Source organism: Stenotrophomonas sp. As-7, from assembly GCF_030291015.1.
Classification (GTDB): Bacteria; Pseudomonadota; Gammaproteobacteria; order Xanthomonadales; family Xanthomonadaceae; genus Stenotrophomonas; species Stenotrophomonas lactitubi.
Genome location: NZ_CP127405.1, coordinates 1,101,588 through 1,123,333, shown reverse-complemented (window position 1 = coordinate 1,123,333; position 21,746 = coordinate 1,101,588). Strand labels below are relative to the sequence as shown.

24 protein-coding genes are annotated in these 21,746 nt (G+C 66.3%); 15 read left to right on the top strand and 9 right to left on the bottom strand.

Annotated features, from left to right (window positions below; translation table 11 throughout):
* Nucleotides 1–11 precede the first annotated feature (11 nt).
* From QP457_RS05215 to QP457_RS05170, 10 genes are all read left to right on the top strand, one after another.
* Nucleotides 12–464, top strand: coding sequence for a PTS sugar transporter subunit IIA (locus QP457_RS05215; protein WP_032977285.1), 453 nt, complete (start codon nucleotides 12–14; stop codon nucleotides 462–464).
* Entirely contained in the window at nucleotides 461–1,411 is a 951-nt protein-coding gene (gene hprK, locus QP457_RS05210) for an HPr(Ser) kinase/phosphatase (protein WP_004147299.1), read from the top strand. The genes QP457_RS05215 and hprK overlap by 4 nt, the downstream gene beginning before the upstream one ends.
* Before the next feature lie 27 nt (nucleotides 1,412–1,438).
* Nucleotides 1,439–2,323: an RNase adapter RapZ gene (gene rapZ, locus QP457_RS05205; RefSeq protein ID WP_162292003.1), complete on the top strand. Its 885-nt coding sequence runs from the start codon at nucleotides 1,439–1,441 to the stop codon at nucleotides 2,321–2,323.
* A 425-nt stretch (nucleotides 2,324–2,748) separates the two neighbouring features.
* A complete protein-coding gene (locus QP457_RS05200) occupies nucleotides 2,749–3,141 on the top strand; it encodes a PTS fructose IIA subunit family protein (protein ID WP_099819261.1) in 393 nt (130 codons plus the stop codon).
* The gene (locus QP457_RS05195) at nucleotides 3,134–3,403 is read left to right on the top strand and encodes an HPr family phosphocarrier protein (RefSeq protein ID WP_025874024.1); all 270 of its coding nucleotides are present in this window, start codon (nucleotides 3,134–3,136) and stop codon (nucleotides 3,401–3,403) included. The genes QP457_RS05200 and QP457_RS05195 overlap by 8 nt, the downstream gene beginning before the upstream one ends.
* Before the next feature lie 2 nt (nucleotides 3,404–3,405).
* Nucleotides 3,406–5,175: a phosphoenolpyruvate--protein phosphotransferase gene (gene ptsP, locus QP457_RS05190; protein WP_205405049.1), complete on the top strand. Its 1,770-nt coding sequence runs from the start codon at nucleotides 3,406–3,408 to the stop codon at nucleotides 5,173–5,175.
* A gap of 216 nt (nucleotides 5,176–5,391) precedes the next feature.
* Nucleotides 5,392–6,753, top strand: a complete 1,362-nt coding sequence (gene mgtE / locus QP457_RS05185) for a magnesium transporter (RefSeq protein ID WP_025874026.1) — start codon at nucleotides 5,392–5,394, stop codon at nucleotides 6,751–6,753.
* Nucleotides 6,754–6,764: 11 nt separating this feature from the next.
* Nucleotides 6,765–7,031 (top strand): hypothetical protein, encoded by a 267-nt coding sequence (locus QP457_RS05180; protein WP_089239293.1) that lies wholly within the window; start codon nucleotides 6,765–6,767, stop codon nucleotides 7,029–7,031.
* 70 nt (nucleotides 7,032–7,101) lie between these two features.
* Nucleotides 7,102–7,899, top strand: coding sequence for a prolyl oligopeptidase family serine peptidase (locus QP457_RS05175; protein ID WP_205405050.1), 798 nt, complete (start codon nucleotides 7,102–7,104; stop codon nucleotides 7,897–7,899).
* 194 nt (nucleotides 7,900–8,093) lie between these two features.
* The gene (locus tag QP457_RS05170; protein ID WP_205405125.1) at nucleotides 8,094–8,582 is read left to right on the top strand and encodes a transposase; all 489 of its coding nucleotides are present in this window, start codon (nucleotides 8,094–8,096) and stop codon (nucleotides 8,580–8,582) included.
* A gap of 103 nt (nucleotides 8,583–8,685) precedes the next feature.
* Here the strand turns inward: QP457_RS05170 and QP457_RS05165 are convergent, their stop codons facing one another.
* From QP457_RS05165 to QP457_RS05155, 3 genes are read right to left on the bottom strand one after another with little or no spacing between them, the layout of a single operon-like run.
* Nucleotides 8,686–9,636 (bottom strand): aspartate carbamoyltransferase catalytic subunit, encoded by a 951-nt coding sequence (locus QP457_RS05165; RefSeq protein ID WP_099819257.1) that lies wholly within the window; start codon nucleotides 9,634–9,636, stop codon nucleotides 8,686–8,688.
* Between the two features lie 16 nt (nucleotides 9,637–9,652).
* Nucleotides 9,653–10,120: a Holliday junction resolvase RuvX gene (gene ruvX, locus QP457_RS05160; RefSeq protein ID WP_025874031.1), complete on the bottom strand. Its 468-nt coding sequence runs from the start codon at nucleotides 10,118–10,120 to the stop codon at nucleotides 9,653–9,655.
* On the bottom strand, nucleotides 10,113–10,679 hold the full coding sequence (locus QP457_RS05155) for a YqgE/AlgH family protein (protein WP_165376445.1): 567 nt from the start codon (nucleotides 10,677–10,679) through the stop codon (nucleotides 10,113–10,115). The genes ruvX and QP457_RS05155 overlap by 8 nt, the downstream gene beginning before the upstream one ends.
* A gap of 81 nt (nucleotides 10,680–10,760) precedes the next feature.
* On the opposite strand from QP457_RS05155, the gene QP457_RS05150 reads away from it, so the two are divergent.
* On the top strand, nucleotides 10,761–12,548 hold the full coding sequence (locus tag QP457_RS05150; protein WP_205405051.1) for a DUF4153 domain-containing protein: 1,788 nt from the start codon (nucleotides 10,761–10,763) through the stop codon (nucleotides 12,546–12,548).
* On the top strand, nucleotides 12,545–13,090 hold the full coding sequence (locus QP457_RS05145; protein ID WP_205405052.1) for a DNA-3-methyladenine glycosylase I: 546 nt from the start codon (nucleotides 12,545–12,547) through the stop codon (nucleotides 13,088–13,090). Before QP457_RS05150 ends, QP457_RS05145 begins: the two co-directional genes overlap by 4 nt.
* A 33-nt stretch (nucleotides 13,091–13,123) precedes the next feature.
* Here the strand turns inward: QP457_RS05145 and QP457_RS05140 are convergent, their stop codons facing one another.
* Both QP457_RS05140 and QP457_RS05135 read right to left on the bottom strand, forming a co-directional pair.
* Nucleotides 13,124–13,831, bottom strand: a complete 708-nt coding sequence (locus tag QP457_RS05140) for a YitT family protein (RefSeq protein WP_099819252.1) — start codon at nucleotides 13,829–13,831, stop codon at nucleotides 13,124–13,126.
* Nucleotides 13,832–14,157: 326 nt separating this feature from the next.
* Nucleotides 14,158–14,370, bottom strand: a complete 213-nt coding sequence (locus QP457_RS05135; RefSeq protein WP_033830520.1) for a DUF4287 domain-containing protein — start codon at nucleotides 14,368–14,370, stop codon at nucleotides 14,158–14,160.
* Between the two features lie 407 nt (nucleotides 14,371–14,777).
* Here QP457_RS05135 and QP457_RS05130 point away from each other — a divergent pair, with 407 nt between their 5' ends.
* Nucleotides 14,778–15,677 (top strand): LysR family transcriptional regulator, encoded by a 900-nt coding sequence (locus QP457_RS05130; RefSeq protein WP_205405053.1) that lies wholly within the window; start codon nucleotides 14,778–14,780, stop codon nucleotides 15,675–15,677.
* 73 nt (nucleotides 15,678–15,750) lie between these two features.
* On the opposite strand, the gene QP457_RS05125 is transcribed toward QP457_RS05130, so the two are convergent.
* The 3 genes from QP457_RS05125 to QP457_RS05115 all read right to left on the bottom strand — a co-directional run bounded on the left by QP457_RS05125 (nucleotide 15,751) and on the right by QP457_RS05115 (nucleotide 19,157).
* The gene (locus QP457_RS05125) at nucleotides 15,751–16,734 is read right to left on the bottom strand and encodes an aldo/keto reductase (RefSeq protein ID WP_099819251.1); all 984 of its coding nucleotides are present in this window, start codon (nucleotides 16,732–16,734) and stop codon (nucleotides 15,751–15,753) included.
* Between the two features lie 142 nt (nucleotides 16,735–16,876).
* Nucleotides 16,877–18,040: a PilT/PilU family type 4a pilus ATPase gene (locus QP457_RS05120; RefSeq protein ID WP_049467229.1), complete on the bottom strand. Its 1,164-nt coding sequence runs from the start codon at nucleotides 18,038–18,040 to the stop codon at nucleotides 16,877–16,879.
* A gap of 79 nt (nucleotides 18,041–18,119) precedes the next feature.
* Nucleotides 18,120–19,157 carry a type IV pilus twitching motility protein PilT gene (locus tag QP457_RS05115; protein ID WP_004147099.1) on the bottom strand — a complete coding sequence of 346 codons (1,038 nt, stop codon included), beginning with the start codon at nucleotides 19,155–19,157 and terminating at the stop codon, nucleotides 18,120–18,122.
* An 87-nt stretch (nucleotides 19,158–19,244) separates the two neighbouring features.
* Here QP457_RS05115 and QP457_RS05110 point away from each other — a divergent pair, with 87 nt between their 5' ends.
* Together QP457_RS05110 and proC are read left to right on the top strand one after the other, a co-directional pair.
* The gene (locus QP457_RS05110) at nucleotides 19,245–19,922 is read left to right on the top strand and encodes a YggS family pyridoxal phosphate-dependent enzyme (protein ID WP_205405054.1); all 678 of its coding nucleotides are present in this window, start codon (nucleotides 19,245–19,247) and stop codon (nucleotides 19,920–19,922) included.
* A gap of 16 nt (nucleotides 19,923–19,938) precedes the next feature.
* Nucleotides 19,939–20,760, top strand: coding sequence for a pyrroline-5-carboxylate reductase (proC, locus tag QP457_RS05105; protein ID WP_205405055.1), 822 nt, complete (start codon nucleotides 19,939–19,941; stop codon nucleotides 20,758–20,760).
* Between the two features lie 55 nt (nucleotides 20,761–20,815).
* Here proC and QP457_RS05100 read toward each other — a convergent pair whose 3' ends face one another.
* A complete protein-coding gene (locus QP457_RS05100) occupies nucleotides 20,816–21,691 on the bottom strand; it encodes a LysR family transcriptional regulator (RefSeq protein WP_180163775.1) in 876 nt (291 codons plus the stop codon).
* Nucleotides 21,692–21,746: the final 55 nt, after the last annotated feature.

Genomic DNA, 21,746 nt, shown 5'->3' with positions numbered 1-21,746 from the left:
CTCCCGCAGACATGCCCCTGACTGACCTCCTGGCGGCCGTGCAGACCCAGCTCTGCACGGCCACCGACCGCGACAGCGTCCTGCAGGCCGCGGCCGGATTGCTGGCCTGCCGCCAGGCCAATGCCGAACAGATCTATCTCAACCTGTGCCAGCGCGAAGCGCTGGGCAGTACCGCGATCGGTTACGGCATCGCCATCCCGCATGGTCGTGCGCCGACCCTGGATCGACCCCGTGGCGCGCTGCTGCGTCTGCAGACCCCGGTCGATTTCGGTGGCGACGAGCCGGTGGACCTGGTGTTCGCCATGGCCGTTCCCGCCCACTACACCCATCAACACCTGATGCTGCTGTCCGAGCTGGCCGAGCTGTTTTCCGCGCCCTGCATCCGCCAGGCGCTGCGCGAGGCCGGTGATGCACGGGAGCTGCGCCAGGCCCTGGACCTCACCCCACCGGCGAGCGCCGCATGAATACCAGCATCACTGCCCGCGAACTGTTCGAACAGCAGCGTGAGCGGCTTGGCCTGCGTTGGGCAGCGGGCAAATCCGGCGAGAAGCGCGAGCTGGAGGCCGGTAATACGGTCTCGCGACGCCCTTCGCTGGCCGGCTATCTCAATGCGATCTATCCCAACAAGGTGCAGATCCTCGGTACCGAGGAACTGTCCTGGCTGGACGCGCTGGAACCACGCCAGCGCTGGGAGACCATCGAAAAAATCATGCAGTCGCATCCGCTGGCGCTGGTGCTGACCCGCAACCAGCCCTGCCCGGAAGACCTGCGCGCGGCCGCCGATGAATCCGGCACGCCGCTGTGGCTCTCGCCCAAGCGCGGCCACGAACTGCTCAACCATCTGTCGTACCACCTGGCGCGGACGCTGGCGCCGCGGGTGATCCTGCACGGCGTGTTCATGGAGATCTATTCCATCGGCGTGCTGATCACCGGTGAAGCGGGATCGGGCAAGAGCGAGCTGGCCCTGGAACTGCTCAGTCGCGGCCACCGCCTGGTGGCCGACGACGCCCCCGAGTTCACCCAGATCGCCCCCGACGTGCTCGACGGCACCTGCCCGGAACTGCTGCAGGACCTGCTGGAAGTGCGCGGCCTGGGCGTGCTGAACGTCCGCGAGATGTTTGGCGACACCGCTGTAAAGAAGAACAAGTACCTTCGGCTGATCGTCCACCTGACCAAGCCGATGACCGAGCCCACCCCCCATGGTTACGAGCGCCTGACCGGCGACTCGGGCACGCGCCACGTGCTGGACCTGGACGTGCCGCTGATCACCCTGCCGGTGATGCCCGGCCGCAACCTGGCCGTGCTGACCGAGGCGGCCACCCGCCTGCACATTCTGCGTACCAAGGGTATCGACCCGGCGGCGATGTTCATCGCCCGCCACAGCAACCTGCTGGAACGGCGAACGCCCTGACCCTCCTGCCCTTCGAAGAGTCCGTCCATGAGCACCGTCAGTCCCACCGCCCCGACCCTGATCATCGTCAGCGGCCTGTCCGGCTCGGGTAAATCCGTCGCCCTGAAGACCTTCGAGGACCAGGACTACTACTGCTCGGACAACCTGCCGATCCAGCTGCTGCCGGACTTCGTGCGCAATGTCCTGAGCCACCACAACGGTGCAGCAGCGCGCCGGCTGGCGGTGGGCATCGATGTACGCGGGCAAAGCGACCTGACCCAGTTGTCCAGCTGGCGGCAGCTGGCCACCGATGCCGGCGTGGACGCCAAGGTGCTGTTTTTCGAGGCCAACGATGAAACGGTACTCAAGCGCTATGCCGACACCCGCCGCCGGCACCCGCTGAGCCAGCTGGGCCTGTCGCTGCCGGAAGCGATCGCCCGCGAGCGCGAACTGATCGCGCCGCTGCGCCGCGAAGCCGATGCGGTGATCGATACCAGTGCGTTGAACGTGCATCAGCTGCGGCGCCGGATCATCACCGAATTCGCGATGGGCCATGCCACCCGCCTGTCGCTGCTGTTCGAATCGTTCGCCTACAAGCGCGGCGTGCCGGCCGAGGCCGACTTCGTGTTCGACGCGCGCGTGCTGCCCAACCCGCACTGGGATCCGGAACTGCGGGCGCTGAGCGGTCGCGAGCCCGGCGTGCGCGACTACCTGGAAGCGCAGCCGGATGTGCAGCGCTACCTGGCGCAGCTGATGGATTTCCTGGATACGTGGCTGCCCAAGCTGGGTGATGGCACCCGCAGCTATGTGACGGTGGCCTTCGGTTGTACCGGTGGCAAGCACCGCTCGGTGTTCCTGGCCGAACGCCTGGCCCGCCATGCACGTGAGATGGGCTGGGAAGACGTGGCGACGTACCACCGCGAGCAGGATTGAGGGGTGGTCGGCCGGGCTGCGCCCGGCACCCGCAGAAGCCACGGCAACGTCAACGTCAAACGCCTGCATTTCGTGGGGTGGCGGGGCAGGTCAGCAAGTGGGGGACGCTGCAAGTACGTCCATGTAAGCTCGGTCGCCGCATCCATGCGGCTCACGCCCCCGCTTGCTGACCCGCTCCGCCTTCGACAGGTTCCCGCGATCTGTCGGGACGGCGTTCTCTGCTGCTGTTGGTGGGTGTCGACCTTGGTCGACACAGTAGATCCACGCCATGCGTGGATGGCTCTCTGTCATGCATCGAAAAACGGATGGGGTCGGATCCCTTTTTCAACGGAAAAGGGCTCCGACCCGAGTAACGCTGAATACGGGACACAGTGCCCCTCTCCTGCTGCTATCGCCAATTCACCTTGACCTGTTAACGTGCAGTAATGACCTGTGGCATTCTCCTCGTAACACATCCTGGGGTCGGGATCGCCCTGCTTGAGGTGGCGACCCGGCTTCTGCGGCAGTTGCCGTTGAAAACCGAAGCTTTCGAAGTACCGTTCGACGCAGACCTGGATGCTCTGCTCCCGCTCGCCTCGGCCGCTCTGCGGCGGGTCGATGGGGGTGAGGGCGTGCTGATCCTGACCGACCTGTACGGCGCCAGCCCCGCCAACCTTGCCGGGCAGCTGGCCCGGTTGGGGACCCCGGTTCGCCGGGTGTCGGCGCTGAGTCTGCCGATGTTGCTGCGGGTGATGAATTATCCGGAACAGGGACTGGATCAACTGCCTGCCACTGCGGCGGCGGGCACCCGTAATGGAGCGATAGTCGACGATGCTTGAACGAGAACTCACTGTGAGCAACCGCCTGGGCCTGCATGCCCGGGCCACCGCCAAGCTGGTGCAGACCCTGGCGCCGTTCCGCTGCAATGTGACCATGGCCGCCAAGGGCCGTGAGATCAACGCCAAGAGCATCATGGGCGTGATGCTGCTGGCGGCAGGGCAAGGCACGCCGGTCACCATCCGCATCAACGGCGAGGACGAAGTCGCGGCGATGGACGCGGTGGTCGACCTGTTCGAGCGCCGCTTCGACGAGGACAACTGAGCGTGCCGCGCGCGCGCGCCGGCCAAGCCCCCACCGGCCAACGGCCGGTACAGCTGCTGGCCGGGCACGGCGCCGCCCGCGGTACTGCGATGGGCCGCGCCCGCGTGCGCCTGCCGCATGCGCTGGAAGTAGCCGAACAGCGCGTCACCCCTTCCCAGGTTGAATCCGAGCTGGCACGCCTGCACCGCGCCGTGGACGCGGCGCGCACGGAAATGCACGAGCTGCGCCAGCGCCTGCATGGTGCGCTGAACCAGGAAGTGGGCGAGTTCCTCGACCTGCATGCACTGTTGCTGGACGATCCCGAACTGCTGTTCGGCCTGGACGAACTGATCCGCAGCGGTCCCTACAGCGCCGGCTATGCGTTGCGACTGCAGCGCGACCGCCTGGCCAAAGTCTTCGATGGCATGGACGATGCCTACCTGAAGAGCCGCATGGACGACCTCGACCATGTGATCGGGCGCATCCATGCGTTCCTGCAGCCCGAGCGGCCGGCAGCGGTAAAGGGCCTGGCCGGTGAAATCCTGGTCTGCGACAACATCGCCCCTTCCGAGCTGGCCCAGCTGCAGTCGCACGGTGTGGTCGGCATCGTGACCAGCGCGGGCAGCGCGCTTTCGCACAGTGCGATCCTCGCCCGCAGCCTGCACCTGCCGTTGATCGTCAACGTGCCGCAGCTGCTGAGCAGGGTGATCGATGGCGACGTGCTGATCATCGATGGCGCCGACGGCAGCATCACCGTCAACCCACAGGCCGACAACCTGCGTGATTACCGCGCACGCCTGAAGGAGCACGCGCGCGAGCAGCGCGAGCTCGGCCGCCTGCGCAGCAAGCCCAGCCGTACCCGCGACCAGGTCGACATCGCCCTGCTGGCCAACGCCGAATCGCTGGAAGATGTAACCCAAGCGCATGCGCTGGGCGCGCACGGCCTGGGCCTGTACCGCACCGAATTCCTGTTCCTGCAGCGCAACGAACTGCCGGACGAAGAAGAACAGTTCCAGACCTACCGCGATGCGGCACTGGGCATGAGTGGCCGCCCGGTGACCATCCGCACCCTCGACCTGGGTGCAGACAAGGCCGACCGCACCGGCCTGACCCTGAGCAACGAGGAAAACCCGGCGCTGGGCCTGCGCGGCGTGCGCCTGTCACTGGCCCGGCCCAAGGTGGCCGACACCCAGATGCGCGCGATCCTGCGCGCCTCGGCCTACGGCAAGCTGCGCGTACTGGTGCCCATGGTCAGCACCCGCGACGAACTGCTGGCGGTACGCCGGCGCATGCTGAAACTGGGCGAGCAACTGCGCGCCGAGGGCCACATGGTGGCCGAGCATGTGCCACTGGGCGCGATGATCGAAGTGCCCGCCGCCGCGCTGGCGCTGGAGAGTTTCATCGACCTGGTCGACTTCCTGTCGATCGGCACCAACGATCTGGTGCAGTACCTGCTGGCCGCCGACCGCAACAACGAAGCACTGGGCGAACTGTATTCGCCGCTGCACCCGGCCGTGCTGCGCCTGCTGCAGATGGTGATCGAAACCGGCGCGCGTCATCGTATTCCGGTGGCGGTCTGCGGCGAAATCGCGGGCGACGCACGGATGACCCCGCTGCTGCTGGCGCTGGGCCTGACCGAATTCAGCCTGCACCCGGGCACCTTGCTGGAAGTACGCCGGGCTGTCCGTGATGCCGACCTCGGTGCCCTGCGCGCCCGCGCACCGAAGCTGCTGGGCATGCGTGACCGCCGCGGCATCGAGCGCTGGCTGGCGTTGGTGGCGGACGCGTCCTGATTCCCGCGCTACGCGCTCGCCGGGCATGGCCCGGCGCTACCGCCGCGTGCCACCCTTGGTAGCGCCGGGCCATGCCCGGCGGAATGTGTGGGCCCCGGTGGCCGCAGGCCAGCGGGGTATGCGCTGAAACATCCCCTTGCGATAATGACGCGCTGAACACCCCTGTTGCCGCATCCTTGCAAGGATCGCGGCTTTTCTTATCCCGCGGGAGCTGCGATGGCTGAGGCTGTACGCCACGACAAGACTGCGCGCCAGTTGCGGATGCTGTCCGATGCACTGGACAGCGGTCGGCTGGGCCCGGTACGCCGTCTGGTCAATACCCTGGCGCCGGCCGAGATCGGCAACCTGCTCGAATCGCTGCCACCGGGCAAACGCGAGATCGTCTGGGGCCTGGTCGATCCGGAAGACGACGGCGAGGTGCTGGTCCACGTCGGCGACGACGTGCGCGAGAGCCTGCTCGCAGACATGGACCCGGACGAGATCATCGCCGCGGTCGAAGACCTCGACATCGACGATCTGGCCGATCTGGTCGAAGATCTGCCGGACACGGTCATCGACGAAGTCCTCAAGTCGATGGACCGCGAAAACCGCGAGCGCCTGGAACAGGTGCTGTCCTACCCCGAGGACAGCGCCGGCCGCCTGATGAACCCGGACGTGGTGACGGTACGCGCCGACGTCAACGTCGATGTGGTGCTGCGCTACCTGCGCCTGCGCGGCGAGCTGCCCGACCACACCGATCACCTGTTCGTGGTCAGCCGCCGCCATCAGTACCTGGGCCGCGTGTCATTGGCCTCGCTGGTGACCCATGAAGACACCACCCCGATCAACCGCCTGATCGACGATGAACAGCCTGCCATCGATGTCGGCGAGAGCGACCAGGAAGTGGCGCGGCAGTTCTCCGACCATGACTGGATCTCCGCGCCGGTGGTCGATGACAACAACATCCTGATCGGCCGCATCACCATCGATGACGTGGTCGACATCATCCGTGGCCAGGCCGAGCACCAGGCGCTGGGCGCCGCCGGCCTGGATGAGGACGAGGATCTGTTCAGCCCGGTCTGGCGCGCGATGCGGCGCCGACTGATGTGGCTGTCGGTGAACCTGTGCACCGCGTTCCTGGCCTCCAGCGTGGTCGGCCACTTCGAAGGCACCATCGACAAGCTGGTCGCACTGGCCGTGCTGATGCCAATCGTCGCCGGGCTCGGCGGCAATGCCGGCACCCAGGTGCTGGCGCTGATGGTGCGCGGCCTGGCGCTGGGCCAGGTCGGCAGTTCCAACGCACGCACGCTGCTGTGGAAGGAAGTACGGGTCGCCCTGCTCAATGGCGTGGTGCTCGGCTCGGTGCTGGGCCTGATCGTGCTCGCCTGGTTCCACTCGCCCGGACTCTCGGCGGTGATCGCCATCGCGCTGACCTGCAACCTGTTGTTCGCGGCACTGGCCGGCGTGCTGGTGCCCCTGGGCCTGAAGCGCTTCGGCTTCGATCCGGCGCTGGCCAGCGGCATCTTCCTGACCGCAGTGACCGATTCGATGGGCTTCTTCACCTTCCTCGGCCTGGCCACCATGGTCCTGCTGCACTGACTGGAATTGCCATGGCAACGACGATCGAAAACTACTTTGCGCCGGGTTGGCGCGACCAGCCTCACACCTGCGCGGCCTGCGAGTGGAAAGGCAGTTCACGGGCAATGGTGATGGAGCTGGACGAGGACGCCACCGAGTACGTGTGCCCGGTGTGTGAGAACCCGCTGCTGGTGGTGCTGCATCCGGACATGGCCCAGGTGCAGGCCGCAGCCGCAGGCGGCAATGCCGAAGCGCAGGAGCAGCTGCAGATCATCGCCAGTTTCCCGCGCCCGCAGTGATGCGGCGCACGATGCCGGGCTGGCCGCAGCACACTACCATCGAAGCGACCTCTCCCTCATGGGAATCGCCATGCTTCGATCGTTCTCGCGCTGGCTGCCACTGCTGGCCCTGCTGATGATGACCGGGTGCGCCAGTACGCCGCCCGGTGCGCGCGGCCACTTCGAGGCCCGCGCGGTGAAGGTGGACGGCGAAACCGCCTACTACCAGGTGTTCATTCCAGCCGAAACCGCGCGCGCGTCTGGGCCGCTGCCGGTGGTGCTGTTCCTGCACGGTTCCGGCGAGCGCGGCGGCGATGGCGTGAAGCAGACCCACGCAGGCCTGGGCCCGTACCTGCGTCGGCACGCCGCCGATTTCCCCGCACTGGCGGTGTTTCCGCAGGTACCCGGCCGTGGAGAATGGAGTGGACGCAACAACCGTGTGGCCGTGGCCGCGCTCGATGCAACAATCGCCGAATTCGGCGCCGACCCTGCAAGGCAGTACCTGACCGGGATGTCGATGGGTGGCTACGGCAGCTGGAACATCGCCCTGGATGACCCGCAGCGCTTCGCCGCGATCGTGCCGGTCTGCGGTGCGGTACTGGCGCCGCGTGCGGTACGTCCCACCCTGTTCGTGGAGCAGGTGACGAACGAAGCGGATCCCTATGCAGTGATCGCGCAACGGTTGCAGCGCACCCCGATCTGGATCTTCCACGGCGCGCTGGATGATGTGGTGCCGCCGGATGACGACCGCCGGCTGCATGCCGCCTTCCAGACCGCAGGCGCGCGTGACGTGCGCTATACCGAGTACGCGGAAGGCAACCACAATGCCTGGGATGCCACCTACGCCGACGCGGCGATGTGGGCGTGGTTGTTCAAGCAGAAGCGCTGAGCGCCTGTTCTGGTAGATGCCAACCTTGGTTGGCACTGCTCTGGTAGATGCCAACCTTGGTTGGCACTGTTCTGGTAGATGCCAACCTTGGTTGGCACTGTTCTGGTAGATGCCAACCTTGGTTGGCACTGGCCTACCCAAGATCAAGCCATTCCCCGATGTTCGTCGCAGGCATGTCCACCCAAGCTTGCGCCATGCAAAACGTCCGTCTCCTGCTCGGCCGTCGCTCCAGCGTCGGCCTCAGCTACCTCCTCACTACCGTCGTGGATCGCCGCGCGCCCCTGTTCGCCAACGATGCTGCCGCAGCCCTGGCAATCCAGGAATTCCAGAGGCTCGATCAGGAAGGCTTCACCCGCTCGATCGCCTACGTAGTCATGCCCGATCACATCCACTGGCTGTTCGAATTGCGTGCAGGAACATTGGAAACCGTCATGAAGCGCTTCAAATCGCGCACGGCGCAGCAGGCAAACCGGTTGTTGGGAAGGGTCGGGCGTTTCTGGCAGGCCTGCTACCACGATCATGCGATCCGCTCGGACGAATCGTTGTACCGGCATGCGCTGTACCTGATGGGCAATCCGATCAGGGCGGGTCTGGCGACGCAGCTCGGTCAGTATCCGCACGCATGGTGCGAGTGGGAGCTGGAGGCCTTGGGTGATTGGCCGGAGGCATTCACGGACGGATAGTGCCAACCAAGGTTGGCATCTACCAAAGCAGTGCACGTGCCAACCAAGGTTGGCATCTACCAGAGCGGGGCCAGTGCCAACCAAGGTTGGCACCCACCGGCAATCAACCCAGCAGGGTTTCCAGCACGGCCATGCGTACGGCGACGCCGTTGGCGACCTGGCGCAGCACCCACGACTGCGGGCCGTCGGCCACGTCGTCGGTCACTTCCACGCCGCGGTTGATCGGGCCCGGATGCAGCACGGCTGCGTCCTTGCCGGCGCGGGCCAGGCGTTCGGTGTTCAGCCCGTACTGTGCGTGATACTGCTCCAGCGACGGCACCAGCCCCTCTTCCATGCGCTCGCGCTGCAGGCGCAGCATCATCAGCGCGTCGACGCCTTCCAGCATCGCGTCGAAATCATCACCGACCACACAGCCCTTCAGGGTGTCGTCGTCCGGCAGCAGCGACTGCGGGCCGCACACGCGGATCTCGCCCACGCCCAGCGTACGCAGCGCATGCAGGTCGGTGCGGGCCACGCGCGAGTGCTTGACGTCACCGACGATCACCACCTTCATCTTCGAGAAGTCCGGGCCCTTGGCCTGGCGCAGGGTCAGCATGTCCAGCAGGCCCTGGGTCGGGTGCGAGCTGCGGCCGTCGCCGGCATTGATCAGCGCGGTGCCCTCGCCCGCCACGGCGGCCAGCGCGGCCACGGCGCCGTCATCCGGGTGGCGTACGACGAAACCACGCACGCCCATCGCTTCCAGGTTCTTCAGCGTGTCGCACGCGGTTTCGCCCTTGCGCGTGGACGAGGTGGAGGCGTCGAAGTTGAGCACGTCCGCACCCAACCGCTGCGCCGCCAGATGGAACGAGCTGCGGGTACGGGTGGAGGGTTCGAAGAACAAGGTGCACACCGCCGATCCGCCCAGCACGTGGCGCTTGTTGCCGACACGGCCGACCGCGGCATCGCGGATCTGGCCGGCGCGGTCGAGCAGCTGCACCAGGGTGTCGCGGGGAAGACCTTCAAGCGTCAACAGGTGGCGCAGGCGGCCGGAGTCATCGAGTTGCTGGGCGGTCATGGCGGGGTTCGTATCGTCAGGGAATGGGAATGGCGTCGTCCGGCGACGACAACCAGCGGTCGATGATCACCGCCGCGGCCACGGCATCGAGGGCGGCCGCATCGCGGCGGCGCTTGCGCCCTTCGGCGCGCTCGACGGCGAAGCGGCGGGCGGCCTCGACCGAGCTGGAACGCTCGTCGATCATCACCACCGGCAGTTTGAAACGTTCCCGCAGCTGGCGGGCAAAGCCCTGCGCGCGCTTGCGGTTGGGCTGGTCCTGGCCGTCCAGGGTCAGCGGATCGCCAACCACCAGGCCATCGGGCTTCCATTCCTTGAGCAGGCGTTCGATCGCCGCCCAGTCGGGACCATTGCCGTGCACATCGACCACGGCCACCGCGCGCGCATGCGCGGCGAACGCACTGCCGATCGCCACACCGATCCGGCGCGAGCCGACATCGAAGCCGAGCACGGTGCCATCGCGGCGGATGAGGGCCGGCTCAGACATGGCCGCTGTAATCGGTCAGCCGGAACAGATCGACGCCAATGCGCGAGGCGGCACCCTGCCAGCGCTGTTCCAGCGGCAGCTGGAACACCAGCTCGGCGTCGGCCGGCACGGTCAGCCAGCTGTTTTCGGACAGTTCGCTTTCCAGCTGGCCGGCACTCCAGCCCGCGCAGCCCAGGGTGACCACGGCGTTGGCCGGGCCTTCGCCGCGCGCCATCGCCTCGAGGATGTCACGCGAGGTGGTCAGGTACAGGCCGTCACCGACGACGAGGCTGGAATCCCACGCGCGCGCATCGTCATGGATGACGAAGCCACGTTCGGGATGCACCGGCCCGCCATTGAGCACCGGACGCGCCTGCAGGACGCCATCGACGGTGGCGATGTCCATCTGCGCCAGCACTTCGCCCAGGGTGTACTCGGACGGCTGGTTGACCAGCACCCCCATTGCCCCGTTCTCGTCGTGCTGGCAGATCAGCGCAACGGTGCGGGCGAAGGTGGCGTCGATCAGCGACGGCAGCGCCACGAGCAGGTGATTGGCGAGGGAAGTCGGCGTTACTGGCATGGGCGTCATTCTAACCGCTGCGGCCGGATGCGGGCGCGAAGGGATGGGCTAGGATGGTGTGATTCCATGGAGGATTGAGCGATGCAACAGGATGCTCCGCTGCCCTGGTCGACCCGCAGCATGATCGTGCTGATCGCGCTGCTGCAGGGTCTGGCCTTGTACGCCGCACAGGAACTGGCGCCGCACTGGCCCTTCCACGATCTGGCCTGCCGCTACAGCTGGAATGCCTGGGTACTGACGGTGCCTTCGGCCATCGCCCTGACCCTGGGCCACCTGCGTGACCGGCGCCTGTGGCTGCACGCCCTGCTGGCCTCGCTGCTGGTGATCGCGCTGGCCGCATGGGTTGGCTGGAATCTTGCCGGCGTCGAAAACATCTGGGTTGCGTCCCTGCGCGATCCGCTGTCGATCAGCCTGGCCATCGCCACCTTCGTGCTGTTGCCATGGTGGCAGTTCCGTCTGCAGCACGGGCATTGGCGCGCGGACTACCCGGCGCTGTTCGAGCGGGCGTGGCAGAACGGTCTGATCCTGCTGGTCGCGGCGGTGTTCACCGGCCTGGCCTGGATGCTGTTGTGGCTGTGGGCGGCGCTGTTCTCGGTCGTGAAAGTGGACTTCTTCCATCATCTGTTCAGGGAGCGCGCATTCGTCGCCCTGGCGACCGGTACCCTGGCCGGGTTCGGCGTGCTGATCGGCCGTACCCAGCATCGCGCCATCCAGATCATCCGCCAGGTCTTGTTCGCACTTTGCCGCGGGCTGCTGCCGCTGCTTTCGTTCATTGCGGTGCTGTTCGTGATTTCACTGCCGCTGACAGGCCTGGCCTCGCCAGGTGGCTATCGCTCGCAGGCGCAGGAGCTGCTGACTCTGGCAGTGCTGCTGGTATGCATGGTCAACGCGGTCTATCAGCGCAGCGGCATCGAGCGCCCCTACCCGACGATGCTGCGCCGGGTGGTCGAGGCCAGTCTGCTGGTGCTGCCAGTGTACACAGGCGTGGCGCTGTACTCGCTGGCGCTGCGCATCGGCCAGTATGGCTGGACCATCGAGCGCTTCTGGGGCGTGGGTGTTGGCGTGCTCACCGCCGGTTACGCCGCAGGCTATGCGCTGGCGGTGGTGCGCCGGAGCGAGCGCTGGCTGCAGGGCATCGAACCGGTGAACCGGGTGATGTGCTGGGCCGTGCTGGCCTTGGCCGTGCTGGGCAATACGCCGCTGCTGGATCCAGCACGCATCGCCGCCCGCAGCCTGGCCGAGCGTGTGCGTGCCGATCCCTCCGCACTGACGGTCAATGACAGCCGCCAGCTGCGGCAGTACAACGGGCGCCCCGGCGTGGATGCGCTGCGCGCGCTGCAGCAGGACCCGGTCATCCAGGCCGACCGGCGCGCAACGGCGATCATCGCCCAGCAGATGAAGGGTGAACCCGGTGCCAGCTATACCCTGGAGGACTACGTGGAGGCGGGTGTCTACGACCTTCTGACGCTGAAGCAGCGCATCACACTGGCCAAGGGCAGCGCATCGCCGCCGGACACCTGGTGGACAAGCGTGCTGGAGCATATGGATGCAAGCGACTGCGTGAAGGAAGACAACGGCTGCATCGCCCTGCAGCGCGATCTGGATGGCGATGGCCAGCAGGAGGTGCTGCTGTGCAAGGAGGGCCGCAGCCGGGGGCCGGAGTGCGCGCTGCATGTCTGGCAGGACGCCCAGTGGCGGGAGGCGGCCGAGGTAAACTTCCGCGAAGACGATGGCAAGGCGGCGAACCAGGCGCTTCGCGACGGCCAGCTACGCATTGCGCCCAGCCGTTGGCCCGATCTTTCGCTGGGCGACCAACCGGCTGACATCCACCACTCCCATGACTTCGGCAGGATGAAGGAAAAGCAATGAGCGGATACTGCCGCATCGCCCCGGGCCACCCGGTGCACGAGTACTACCACGCCAACGAATATGGTTTCCCGCAGCGTGATGAGCGCGAGCTGTTCGAGCGCCTGCTGCTGGAGATCAACCAGGCTGGCCTGAGCTGGGAAACCATCCTGAAGAAGCGCGAGGGGTTCCGCGCGGCCTATGACGCCTTCGACGTCGATCGCGTCGCCGCCTATGCCGAGCAGGACATCGAGCGCCTGCTGTCGGACCCCGGCATCATCCGCAACCGCTTGAAGGTGCTGGCGGCGATCCACAACGCACAGGTGATCCAGCAGCTGCGCCAGAGCCACGGCAGCTTCGCCGCATGGCTGGACGCGCACCACCCGCGCAGCAAGGCCGACTGGGTAAAGCTGTTCAAGAAGACGTTCCGCTTCACCGGCGGCGAGATCACCGGCGAGTTCCTGATGAGCCTGGGCTACCTGCCGGGCGCGCATGCCGAGGACTGCCCGGTGCACGCCACGCTGCTGAAGCTGGCGCCACCGTGGCTGCAGTCATCGCCCCGCTAATGCCGGCGACTGGCCGGCATTGCCCTTGAGCCGTCAGACGCCCATGTAGCGGCCCGGGCGGTGGTTGAACATCAGCACCAGGCTGAGCACCACCGCACCGATGGCCGAGTACATCACCTTCGACGGCGACAGCACGAAGAATGCGGCCACCATCAGGCATGCATCGAAGGACATCTGCACCTTGCCGGCACTCCAGCCGCGGGTGCGCTGCAGGTACACCGCCAGGATGCCGATGCCGCCGAGGCTGGCGCGGTGGCGGATGAAGAACAGGATGCCCAGGCCGGACAGCGCGCCACCGACCAGCGCCGAGTACAACGGCGCGATATGCGAGAAGTCGGCCCAGCGCGGCAGGATGTCGGTCAGCAGGCCGCAGGCGGTGACCGCCGCGAACGTCTTCAGGGTGAATTCCCATCCCATGCGGCGCACGGCCACCCAGTAGAACGGCAGGTTGACCAGCACGAACACCAGGCCGAAGTTCCAGCCCATGGCGTAGTGCAGCAGGAAGGCCATGCCGGCCATGCCGCCGATCATCAGCCCGCCCTTGGCGAAGATGGCCAGGCCCAGCGAGGCCACCAGCATCGCCAGCACCATGCCCTGCACGTCCTCGGCGACCGAGTGGCGCAGTGCCTTCTCGTCGGCGGGGGTGCCGGCAACATCGGGCGGCGGGGTCAGCGGACCAGCGGTGACCAGGTGGCCGTCAGCGTCGTCGCACGGCGCCGGGCCATGGGATTGGAGGGACATACAGGTGGGGGCACTACGGGTGGGGAGCGGTATTAGACACGATCTGCATGACAGTTGCAGATGAAATCGTTCAGTTGGGAGTTCCGGCGAACGACGCAGCCCCTCGTGGCTGGGCGTATCAACAGCAAAAGCCGCGCTTGGCCGGGGGAGATGGGTTCGCGGGGGGCGCCGTGAACCCGTCCTTGGGGGCTTGGCCGCGGCATCCATGCCACGGACACCCCCGCGAACCCATCTCCCCCGGCCTTGGACAATTTCCGTGCGCGTCCAGCCACGTAAAGAGAAAAGAAGAGCAGAAGCGGGTCGCTGCGCTCGGTGGAGCGGTTGTCTCAGCGCTGGGTGGCCAGGTGGTGGGCGACCAGGGCGTTTGCATGGCCATGGCCCAGTCCGTGCTCGGATTTCAGGAAGCTGACCAGCTCCATGTGCTTCAGCCCCGGCCGTTTGGCCAGCAGCCCCAACCAATGTGCCACCGGCTGCCCGTAGGTCTTCTCGATGGACGGAAAGTAGGACGCCGGGCCCTTGGGTTTGCTGTCGGTGCTCATGTGCTGCTCCCTGTTGTTTGGAAAGTACCCATTCGACGAACCACGGAACCACAAATCGACATCGGCATTTACCGACCAGCGCTGGTACCACCGGGCACGCATCCACGCATGGCGTGGATCTACGTGTCGACCAAGGTCGACACCCACCAAGAGCAGGCCATGCCATTCCGACAGGTCGCGGAGCCCTGTCGAAGGCGGGGTGGGTCCGGTTGCGGGGGTGTCCGCGGCATGGATGCCGCGGCCAAGCCTACAGGGACGTATTCACGGCGTCCCCCGCAACCGGACCCACCCTGCCATCCCACGGAATGCACGCTGTTGCTGTTGCTTCGGCTGTTGCTGTTGAGGTTGCCGGCCAGCGGCCGGCACTACCACGGGCGCCGGGCGCAGCCCGGCCGTATCATCCCCTCATGCCGCGTGAAAACCTCAACGACCTGCAAGCCTTCGTCCACGTCGCCCGCGAAGGCAGCTTCACCAAGGCCGCCGCCCAGTTGGGCGTGTCCCAGTCCGCCCTCAGCCATGCCATGCGTGGGCTGGAAGAACGGCTGGGCGTGCGCCTGCTGACCCGCACCACCCGCAGCGTCGCCACCACCGAGGCCGGCGCCCGTCTGCTGGAGACACTGGCCCCGCGCCTGGCCGAGATCGAAGACGAACTGGCTGCACTGGCCGAATATCGCGAGCGGCCCGCAGGCACCATCCGCATCAATGCCACCGGCCACGCCGCCGAATACCTGGCCTGGCCAAGGCTGGCGCCGCTGCTGCAGCAGTACCCCGACCTGAAGGTCGAGCTGACCACCGATTACGGCCTGGCCGACATCGTCGCCGAGCGCTATGACATCGGCATCCGTCTCGGTGAGCGCCTGGCACGCGACATGGTGGCGCTGCCGATCAGCCCGCCGCTGCGCATGCGCGTGGTGGGCGCGCCGTCGTACTTCCGCCAGCACGTGGCGCCGGTGCACCCGCACGATCTGGCCGGGCACAACTGCATCACCCTGCGCCTGCCCACCCATGGCGGCCTGATGCCGTGGGATTTCGGCCAGGACGGCAACGAGCTGAGCATCCGCGTCTCTGGTCAGTGGACCTTCAACACCATGGGCATGACGCGGGCGGCAGCATTGGCTGGCAGTGGCCTGGCCTGGCTGCCCGAGGACCAGGTGCAGGCGGCCCTGCAGGAGGGCCAGCTGCAATCAACACTGGATGACTGGTGCCCGCACTTCGACGGCTACTACGCGTACTACCCGTCGCGCCGGCATGTCACCGTGGCGATGCGCACCGTGCTTGATGCGCTGCGTGGGCCGATGATGGATTGAGGAGTGCGGACCAACGGTCCGCACCCACCACAGGCCGAGAGTCCGCACCCACCATAGAACGCACCCACTGCGATCAGCCCTTGGCCTGTGCCGCACGTTGTGCGTTGTAGCGCTCGCCGACGATGGCGATCTCCTGCAGCGTCTGCGCGATACGCTCCAGCTCGGCCGGCGACAACTGCAGGTCGGCGGCGGCCAGATTCTCTTCCAGGCGATGGACCTTGGTCGTACCCGGAATCGGCACGATCCACGGCGCCTGCGCCAGCAGCCAGGCCAGCGCGACCTGTGCCGGAGTGGCGCCGCGCGCCGCCGCGATCGTGGTGATGCGATCAACCAGCGCTTGATTGGCCCGACGTGCTTCCACTTCGAAACGTGGCACGGTATTGCGGAAATCGTTGTCGGCGAAGGTGGTGTCGGCGTTGATCGCGCCGGTCAGGAAGCCGCGACCCAGCGGACTGAACGGGACGAAGCCGATGCCCAGTTCCTGCAGCGCCGGCAGCAGTTCGCGTTCCGGCTCACGCCACCACAACGAGTACTCGCTCTGCACAGCAGCCACCGGCTGCACGGCATGGGCGCGACGCACCGTGGCCGCACTGGCTTCGGACAAGCCGAAGTGGCGCACCTTGCCCTCGGCGATCAGGTCACGCACGGTACCGGCGACGTCCTCGATCGGCACGTTCGGATCCACACGGTGCTGGTAAAACAGGTCGATATGGTCCGTGCGCAGGCGCTTGAGGCTGGCTTCGGCCACCGCGCGGATGTTCTCCGGGCGACTGTCCAAGCCGGTGTCGACCTGTGCGTCCTTGAAGCCGAACTTGGTGGCGATCACCAGCTTGTCGCGGTGCGGTGCCAGCGCTTTGCCGAGCAGATCTTCGTTGGTATACGGCCCGTAGACTTCGGCGGTGTCGAAGAAGGTCACGCCGCGTTCGACCGCCGCATGCAGCAGGGCGATGCCCTGGCTCTGCTCGACGGCGGGACCGTAGCCATGGCTCAGGCCCATGCAGCCCAGGCCCAGGGCGGAGACTTTCAGGCCGCTGCGGCCGAGTTCACGTGTCTGCATCGTCGTGCTCCAGTAGGGGAGCGATGACGATACGCCTGCAGGGCCGGTGGATTGAACGACCTGGATGGCAGTCGGTCATGACTGGATTTCATGAATGCCGTCCAGCCACCCATCGCACTGGCGCCGGTGGCCGGCGCCGCCGTTACCGGACCTCGGAAATCTCCACCCCATCCAGCCCCTGCGACAGGGTGCGGGCATCGCCGCCCTGGCTGAGCTTGATGCGCAGGCGCACTTCGTTCTGCGAATCGGCGTAGCGCAGTGCGTCCTCGTAGCTGATCTCACCGGCCTGGTACAGCTCGAACAGGCTCTGGTCGAAGGTCTTCATGCCCAACTGGACCGATTCCTTCATCAGCTCCTTCAGCTTGTGGATCTCGCCGTCGCGGATGTAGTCCTGCACCAGCGGCGTGCCCAGCAGGATCTCCATCGCGACCTTGCGCGAGCGGCCATCCGGCGACGGAATCAACTGCTGCGCGACCACGCCCTTGAGGTTCAGCGACAGATCCATCAGCAGCTGGTTGCGGCGATCTTCCGGGAAGAAGTTGACGATGCGGTCCATCGCCTGGTTGGCATTGTTGGCGTGCAGGGTGCACAGCACCAGGTGACCGGTTTCAGCGAAGGCGATGGCGTGGTCCATGCCCTCGCGGGTACGCACCTCGCCGATCATGATCACGTCCGGGGCCTGGCGCAGGGTGTTCTTCAGCGCGGCTTCCCAGCTGTCGGTATCGATGCCGACTTCGCGCTGGGTGATGATGCAGCCCTCGTGCTTGTGCACGAATTCGATCGGGTCTTCGATGGTGATGATGTGCCCGGTCGAATTCTGGTTGCGGTAGCCGATCATCGCGGCCAGCGACGTGGATTTACCGGTACCGGTAGCGCCGACGAACAGGATGATGCCGCGCTTGGTCATCGCCAGCGTCTTGATGATCGGCGGCAGGCTCAGCTCTTCCACGGTCGGGATGCGCGTCTCGATGCGACGCAGCACCATGCCGACCTGGTTGCGCTGGTAGAAACAGCTCACACGGAAGCGGCCGACACCGGACAGGCCGATGGCGAAGTTGCATTCGTGGGTCTTTTCGAATTCCTCGCGCTGCGCCGGCGTCATCACGTTCAGCACCAGGTCGCGGCTCTGCTGCGGCGTCAGCGGAGTCTGGGTGATCGGCGAGATCTTGCCGTTGACCTTGATCGCCGGCGGCATGCCAGCGGTGATGAACAGGTCCGAGGCGCGCTGGTGCGCCATCAGCTTGAGGAACGAAGTGAAATCGATGGTGGTCGCGGTGGTGTTCACGGCGGGCTCCCAATGGGGCATGTACCAGGAATCGGTCGGTGGAGGAAACAGCGCGGGGCCGATGGCGTAGTGCTGCGCCCTGCCCCGTCATTGCCTCGCCTTACTCGAACAGACGCTTGTCCTTGGCGTATTCGCGGGCCTGGTTGCGGGTGATCAGGCTGCGCTTGACCAGGTCCTGCAGGTGCTGGTCCAGGGTCATCATGCCGTACTGCTGGCCGGTCTGGATGGCCGAATACATCTGCGCCACCTTGTCTTCGCGGATCAGGTTGCGGATGGCCGGGGTGCCGACCATGATTTCCCACGCAGCAGTACGACCGCCACCGACCTTCTTCAGCAGCGCCTGCGAAATGACCGCGCGCAGCGATTCGGACAGCATCGAGCGCACCATCGGCTTTTCGCCGGCCGGGAACACGTCGATGATGCGGTCGATGGTTTTGGCCGCCGAACTGGTATGCAGGGTGCCGAACACCAGGTGGCCGGTTTCCGCGGCGGTCAGCGCCAGGCGGATGGTTTCCAGGTCACGCAGTTCGCCGACCAGGATGATGTCCGGGTCCTCACGCAGCGCCGAGCGCAGCGCCTCGTTGAAACCATGCGTATCGCGATGCACTTCGCGCTGGTTGATCAGGCACTTCTGCGAGGTGTGCACGAATTCGATCGGATCCTCGACAGTGAGGATGTGGCCGTATTCGTTCTTGTTGATGTAGTCGATCATCGCCGCCAGCGTGGTCGACTTGCCCGAACCGGTCGGGCCGGTCACCAGGATCAGCCCCTGCGGCTGCTGGATCACCTCGCGGAACAGCGGCGGGCAGGCCAGGTCTTCCAGGGTCAGCACTTCGGACGGAATGGTACGGAATACCGCACCGGCGCCGCGGTTCTGGTTGAACGCATTGACACGGAAGCGCGCCAGCGACGGGATCTCGAAGGAGAAGTCGACTTCGAGGAATTCCTCGTAATCGCGGCGCTGCTTGTCGGACATGATGTCGTACACCAGCGCATGGACCTGCTTGTGGTCCAGGGCTGGAATGTTGATCCGGCGAACGTCGCCGTCCACGCGGATCATCGGCGGCAGGCCTGCGGACAGATGCAGGTCGGACGCTTTGTTCTTTACGGAAAACGCCAACAGCTCGGCGATATCCATGAGCGGCTACTCCCCAATAACGGCTTCGACTGGAAGGATCTTTCCCCGGGCGGCAGTATAGCCTCCTGATTGAACGGAACGCGTTACGTGGCCACTCCCCTGCCCCAGATCCTGAGCAACCTGCACAACGCCGCCGATGCCGCCGGGCGGCCACCGCCGCGCCTGCTGGCGGTGTCCAAGACCCAGCCGGCCGAGGCCGTCGCGGCCCTTGCCGCGCAGGGCCAGACCGCCTTCGGCGAGAACTACGTGCAGGAGGCGTTGGCCAAGATGCAGGAGCTGCAGCGTCTGGGGCTGGAATGGCACCTGATCGGCCACCTGCAGTCGAACAAGGCCGAACCGGTGGCCATGCACTTCGACTGGGTGCAGAGCGTGGACCGGCCCAAGCTGGTCACCGCCCTGGCCCGCTACCGCCCCGCTGAACGCGGCCCGCTGAACGTGCTCATCCAGGTCAACATCGATGACGAATCGAGCAAGCACGGTTGTGTGCCGGAGGACGTCGAGGCGCTGGCCGCGGCCATCCTCGCCGAACCCAACCTGCGGTTGCGCGGCCTGATGGCGATTCCTGCGCCGTGGCCCGAGGCCGAGCGCCGACGCGATGCGTTCGTGCGCATGCGCACACTTTTCGAGGCACTGGCGGCCCGTCATCCCCAAGTGGACACCCTGTCGATGGGTATGAGCAGCGACTACGCTGAAGCCATTGCCGAAGGTGCCACCCTGGTGCGCATCGGCACCGCCCTGTTCGGCGCGCGTCCGCGCCCGGCCTGATTCCAAGGAGATTCTCATGGCAGCTGATTCCATCACCTTCATCGGCGGCGGCAACATGGCACGCAGCCTGATCGCCGGCCTGATCCGGCAGGGCGTGCCGGCCACGCATATCCACGTGGCCGAGCCGGTGGCCGGACTGCGGGAAGCACTGGCTGCCGATTTCGGCGTGCAGACCCATGACAACGCGGCCGACGCCGCAGCACACGGCGATACGTGGCTGCTGGCAGTGAAGCCGCAGGTGCTGCGCGATGTCTGCCAGTCACTGCAGGTACTGGCGCAGGCGCAGAAGCCCTTGGTGATCTCGATCGCCGCCGGCATCACCAGCCCGCAGCTGCAGCGCTGGTTGGGTGGCTCGCTGCCGGTGGTGCGCGCGATGCCCAACACGCCGGCGCTGCTCGGTGCCGGGGTCACCGGTCTGTATGCCACGCCGTCGGTGGATGCGCAGCAGCATGCGCAGGCCGAACGTGTGTTGGCCAGCGCGGGACGCACGGTGTGGATCGACGATGAAGCACAGATGGATTCGGTCACTGCCGTATCCGGCAGTGGCCCGGCCTATGTGTTCCTGCTGGCCGAAGCGATGGAAGCGGCGGGTATCGCACAGGGCCTGCCTGCAGAGGCGGCGCGCACGCTGGTGGTGCAGACGCTGCTGGGCGCCTCGCGCATGCTGGACGAAGCCGGTGAAAGCCCAGCCGAACTGCGTCGCCGGGTGACCTCGCCCAACGGCACCACGCAGGCGGCGATCGAGAGCTTCCAGGCCGGCGGGTTTGAAGCGTTGGTGGGAAAAGCACTACGTGCAGCGCAGGTGCGTGGGCGGGAGCTCTCTGCAGCGAATGATTGAAACAGGTATGCCGACCAACGGTCGGCACCCGCCGCCATCCACGCGCGGCGTGGATCTACGTGCCCAACTTGGCCATGACGAAATCGACGAAACACTGCAGACGCGGTCGTGGGCGACGGTCGGGGAGGTAGATCAGGTGCATCGGCCGTGGCTCGGGCAGATGGTCACGCAGCAGGGGCTTCAATCGTCCTGCCGCGATTTCACCAGCAAGCAGCGCCGTCGGCTGCAGCACCAGGCCCGCACCCGCCACGGCTGCTTCGCGCAGCGCGTAACCGTCATTGCTGGTCAACCGTGCTTCCCAGTCCACCTGTTCGCCGTTGGCCAACTGCCAACCGTGACCACCGCGCCAGGCCAGGTGGCTCAGGCAATCATGTCCTTCAAGATCGGCCGGCGTGCGCGGCGTACCGCGGCGGCGCAGGTACGACGGTGATGCGCACAGGCTCATCGCATACGGCGGCAGCGGCCGCGCCACCAGTTCCTGCGACGGCAGCGGACCGACGCGTATCGCTGCATCGAAACCATCCTCGATCAGATCGATGCGGCGATTGCTCAGGTCCAGTTCGAGGTTCAGCAGCGGCTGTGCCCGCAGCAGCTCGGCCAGCAATGGCGCCAGGACACAACTGCCCCAGGTGGTCGGCGCACTGACCCGCAACAGCCCGCGCGGCTGCACCTGCAGCCCGGCCACGTCGGCCTCGGCCTGCTGCACCTGTTCCAGCACCTGCCGGCAACCGGCCAGATAGGCATTGCCGGCTTCGGTCAGGCGTTGGCGCCGGGTGTTCCGCTGCAGCAGCGCGGTGCCCAGATGCGCTTCCAGCTGCTGGATGTACTTGCCGACCATCACCGCCGAGACCTGCAGCTGGCTGGCCGCAGCGGAAAAACTGCCGTGCTCGGCCACGGCGACGAAGGCCTGCATGCAGCGCAAGGTATCCATTACAAACCCATGGTTAGGAATATGCGAATCATACGCCCCTTACCAAACCAGCCAG

Coding starts and splice junctions, on each gene's coding strand:
- QP457_RS05165 (WP_099819257.1), bottom strand. CDS start 9,636: ATGACCGCCCAGCAACTCGATGACTCCGGCCGCCTGCGCCACCTGTTG.
- QP457_RS05135 (WP_033830520.1), bottom strand. CDS start 14,370: ATGAGCACCGACAGCAAACCCAAGGGCCCGGCGTCCTACTTTCCGTCC.
- QP457_RS05155 (WP_165376445.1), bottom strand. CDS start 10,679: ATGCCAGTAACGCCGACTTCCCTCGCCAATCACCTGCTCGTGGCGCTG.
- QP457_RS05200 (WP_099819261.1), top strand. CDS start 2,749: ATGACCTGTGGCATTCTCCTCGTAACACATCCTGGGGTCGGGATCGCC.
- mgtE (WP_025874026.1), top strand. CDS start 5,392: ATGGCTGAGGCTGTACGCCACGACAAGACTGCGCGCCAGTTGCGGATG.
- QP457_RS05175 (WP_205405050.1), top strand. CDS start 7,102: ATGCTTCGATCGTTCTCGCGCTGGCTGCCACTGCTGGCCCTGCTGATG.
- rapZ (WP_162292003.1), top strand. CDS start 1,439: ATGAGCACCGTCAGTCCCACCGCCCCGACCCTGATCATCGTCAGCGGC.
- QP457_RS05170 (WP_205405125.1), top strand. CDS start 8,094: ATGCAAAACGTCCGTCTCCTGCTCGGCCGTCGCTCCAGCGTCGGCCTC.
- QP457_RS05150 (WP_205405051.1), top strand. CDS start 10,761: ATGCAACAGGATGCTCCGCTGCCCTGGTCGACCCGCAGCATGATCGTG.
- QP457_RS05115 (WP_004147099.1), bottom strand. CDS start 19,157: ATGGATATCGCCGAGCTGTTGGCGTTTTCCGTAAAGAACAAAGCGTCC.
- proC (WP_205405055.1), top strand. CDS start 19,939: ATGGCAGCTGATTCCATCACCTTCATCGGCGGCGGCAACATGGCACGC.
- QP457_RS05215 (WP_032977285.1), top strand. CDS start 12: ATGCCCCTGACTGACCTCCTGGCGGCCGTGCAGACCCAGCTCTGCACG.
- QP457_RS05140 (WP_099819252.1), bottom strand. CDS start 13,831: ATGTCCCTCCAATCCCATGGCCCGGCGCCGTGCGACGACGCTGACGGC.
- QP457_RS05125 (WP_099819251.1), bottom strand. CDS start 16,734: ATGCAGACACGTGAACTCGGCCGCAGCGGCCTGAAAGTCTCCGCCCTG.
- QP457_RS05130 (WP_205405053.1), top strand. CDS start 14,778: ATGCCGCGTGAAAACCTCAACGACCTGCAAGCCTTCGTCCACGTCGCC.
- QP457_RS05145 (WP_205405052.1), top strand. CDS start 12,545: ATGAGCGGATACTGCCGCATCGCCCCGGGCCACCCGGTGCACGAGTAC.
- ruvX (WP_025874031.1), bottom strand. CDS start 10,120: ATGTCTGAGCCGGCCCTCATCCGCCGCGATGGCACCGTGCTCGGCTTC.
- QP457_RS05100 (WP_180163775.1), bottom strand. CDS start 21,691: ATGGATACCTTGCGCTGCATGCAGGCCTTCGTCGCCGTGGCCGAGCAC.
- QP457_RS05195 (WP_025874024.1), top strand. CDS start 3,134: ATGCTTGAACGAGAACTCACTGTGAGCAACCGCCTGGGCCTGCATGCC.
- hprK (WP_004147299.1), top strand. CDS start 461: ATGAATACCAGCATCACTGCCCGCGAACTGTTCGAACAGCAGCGTGAG.
- QP457_RS05180 (WP_089239293.1), top strand. CDS start 6,765: ATGGCAACGACGATCGAAAACTACTTTGCGCCGGGTTGGCGCGACCAG.
- QP457_RS05120 (WP_049467229.1), bottom strand. CDS start 18,040: ATGCCCCATTGGGAGCCCGCCGTGAACACCACCGCGACCACCATCGAT.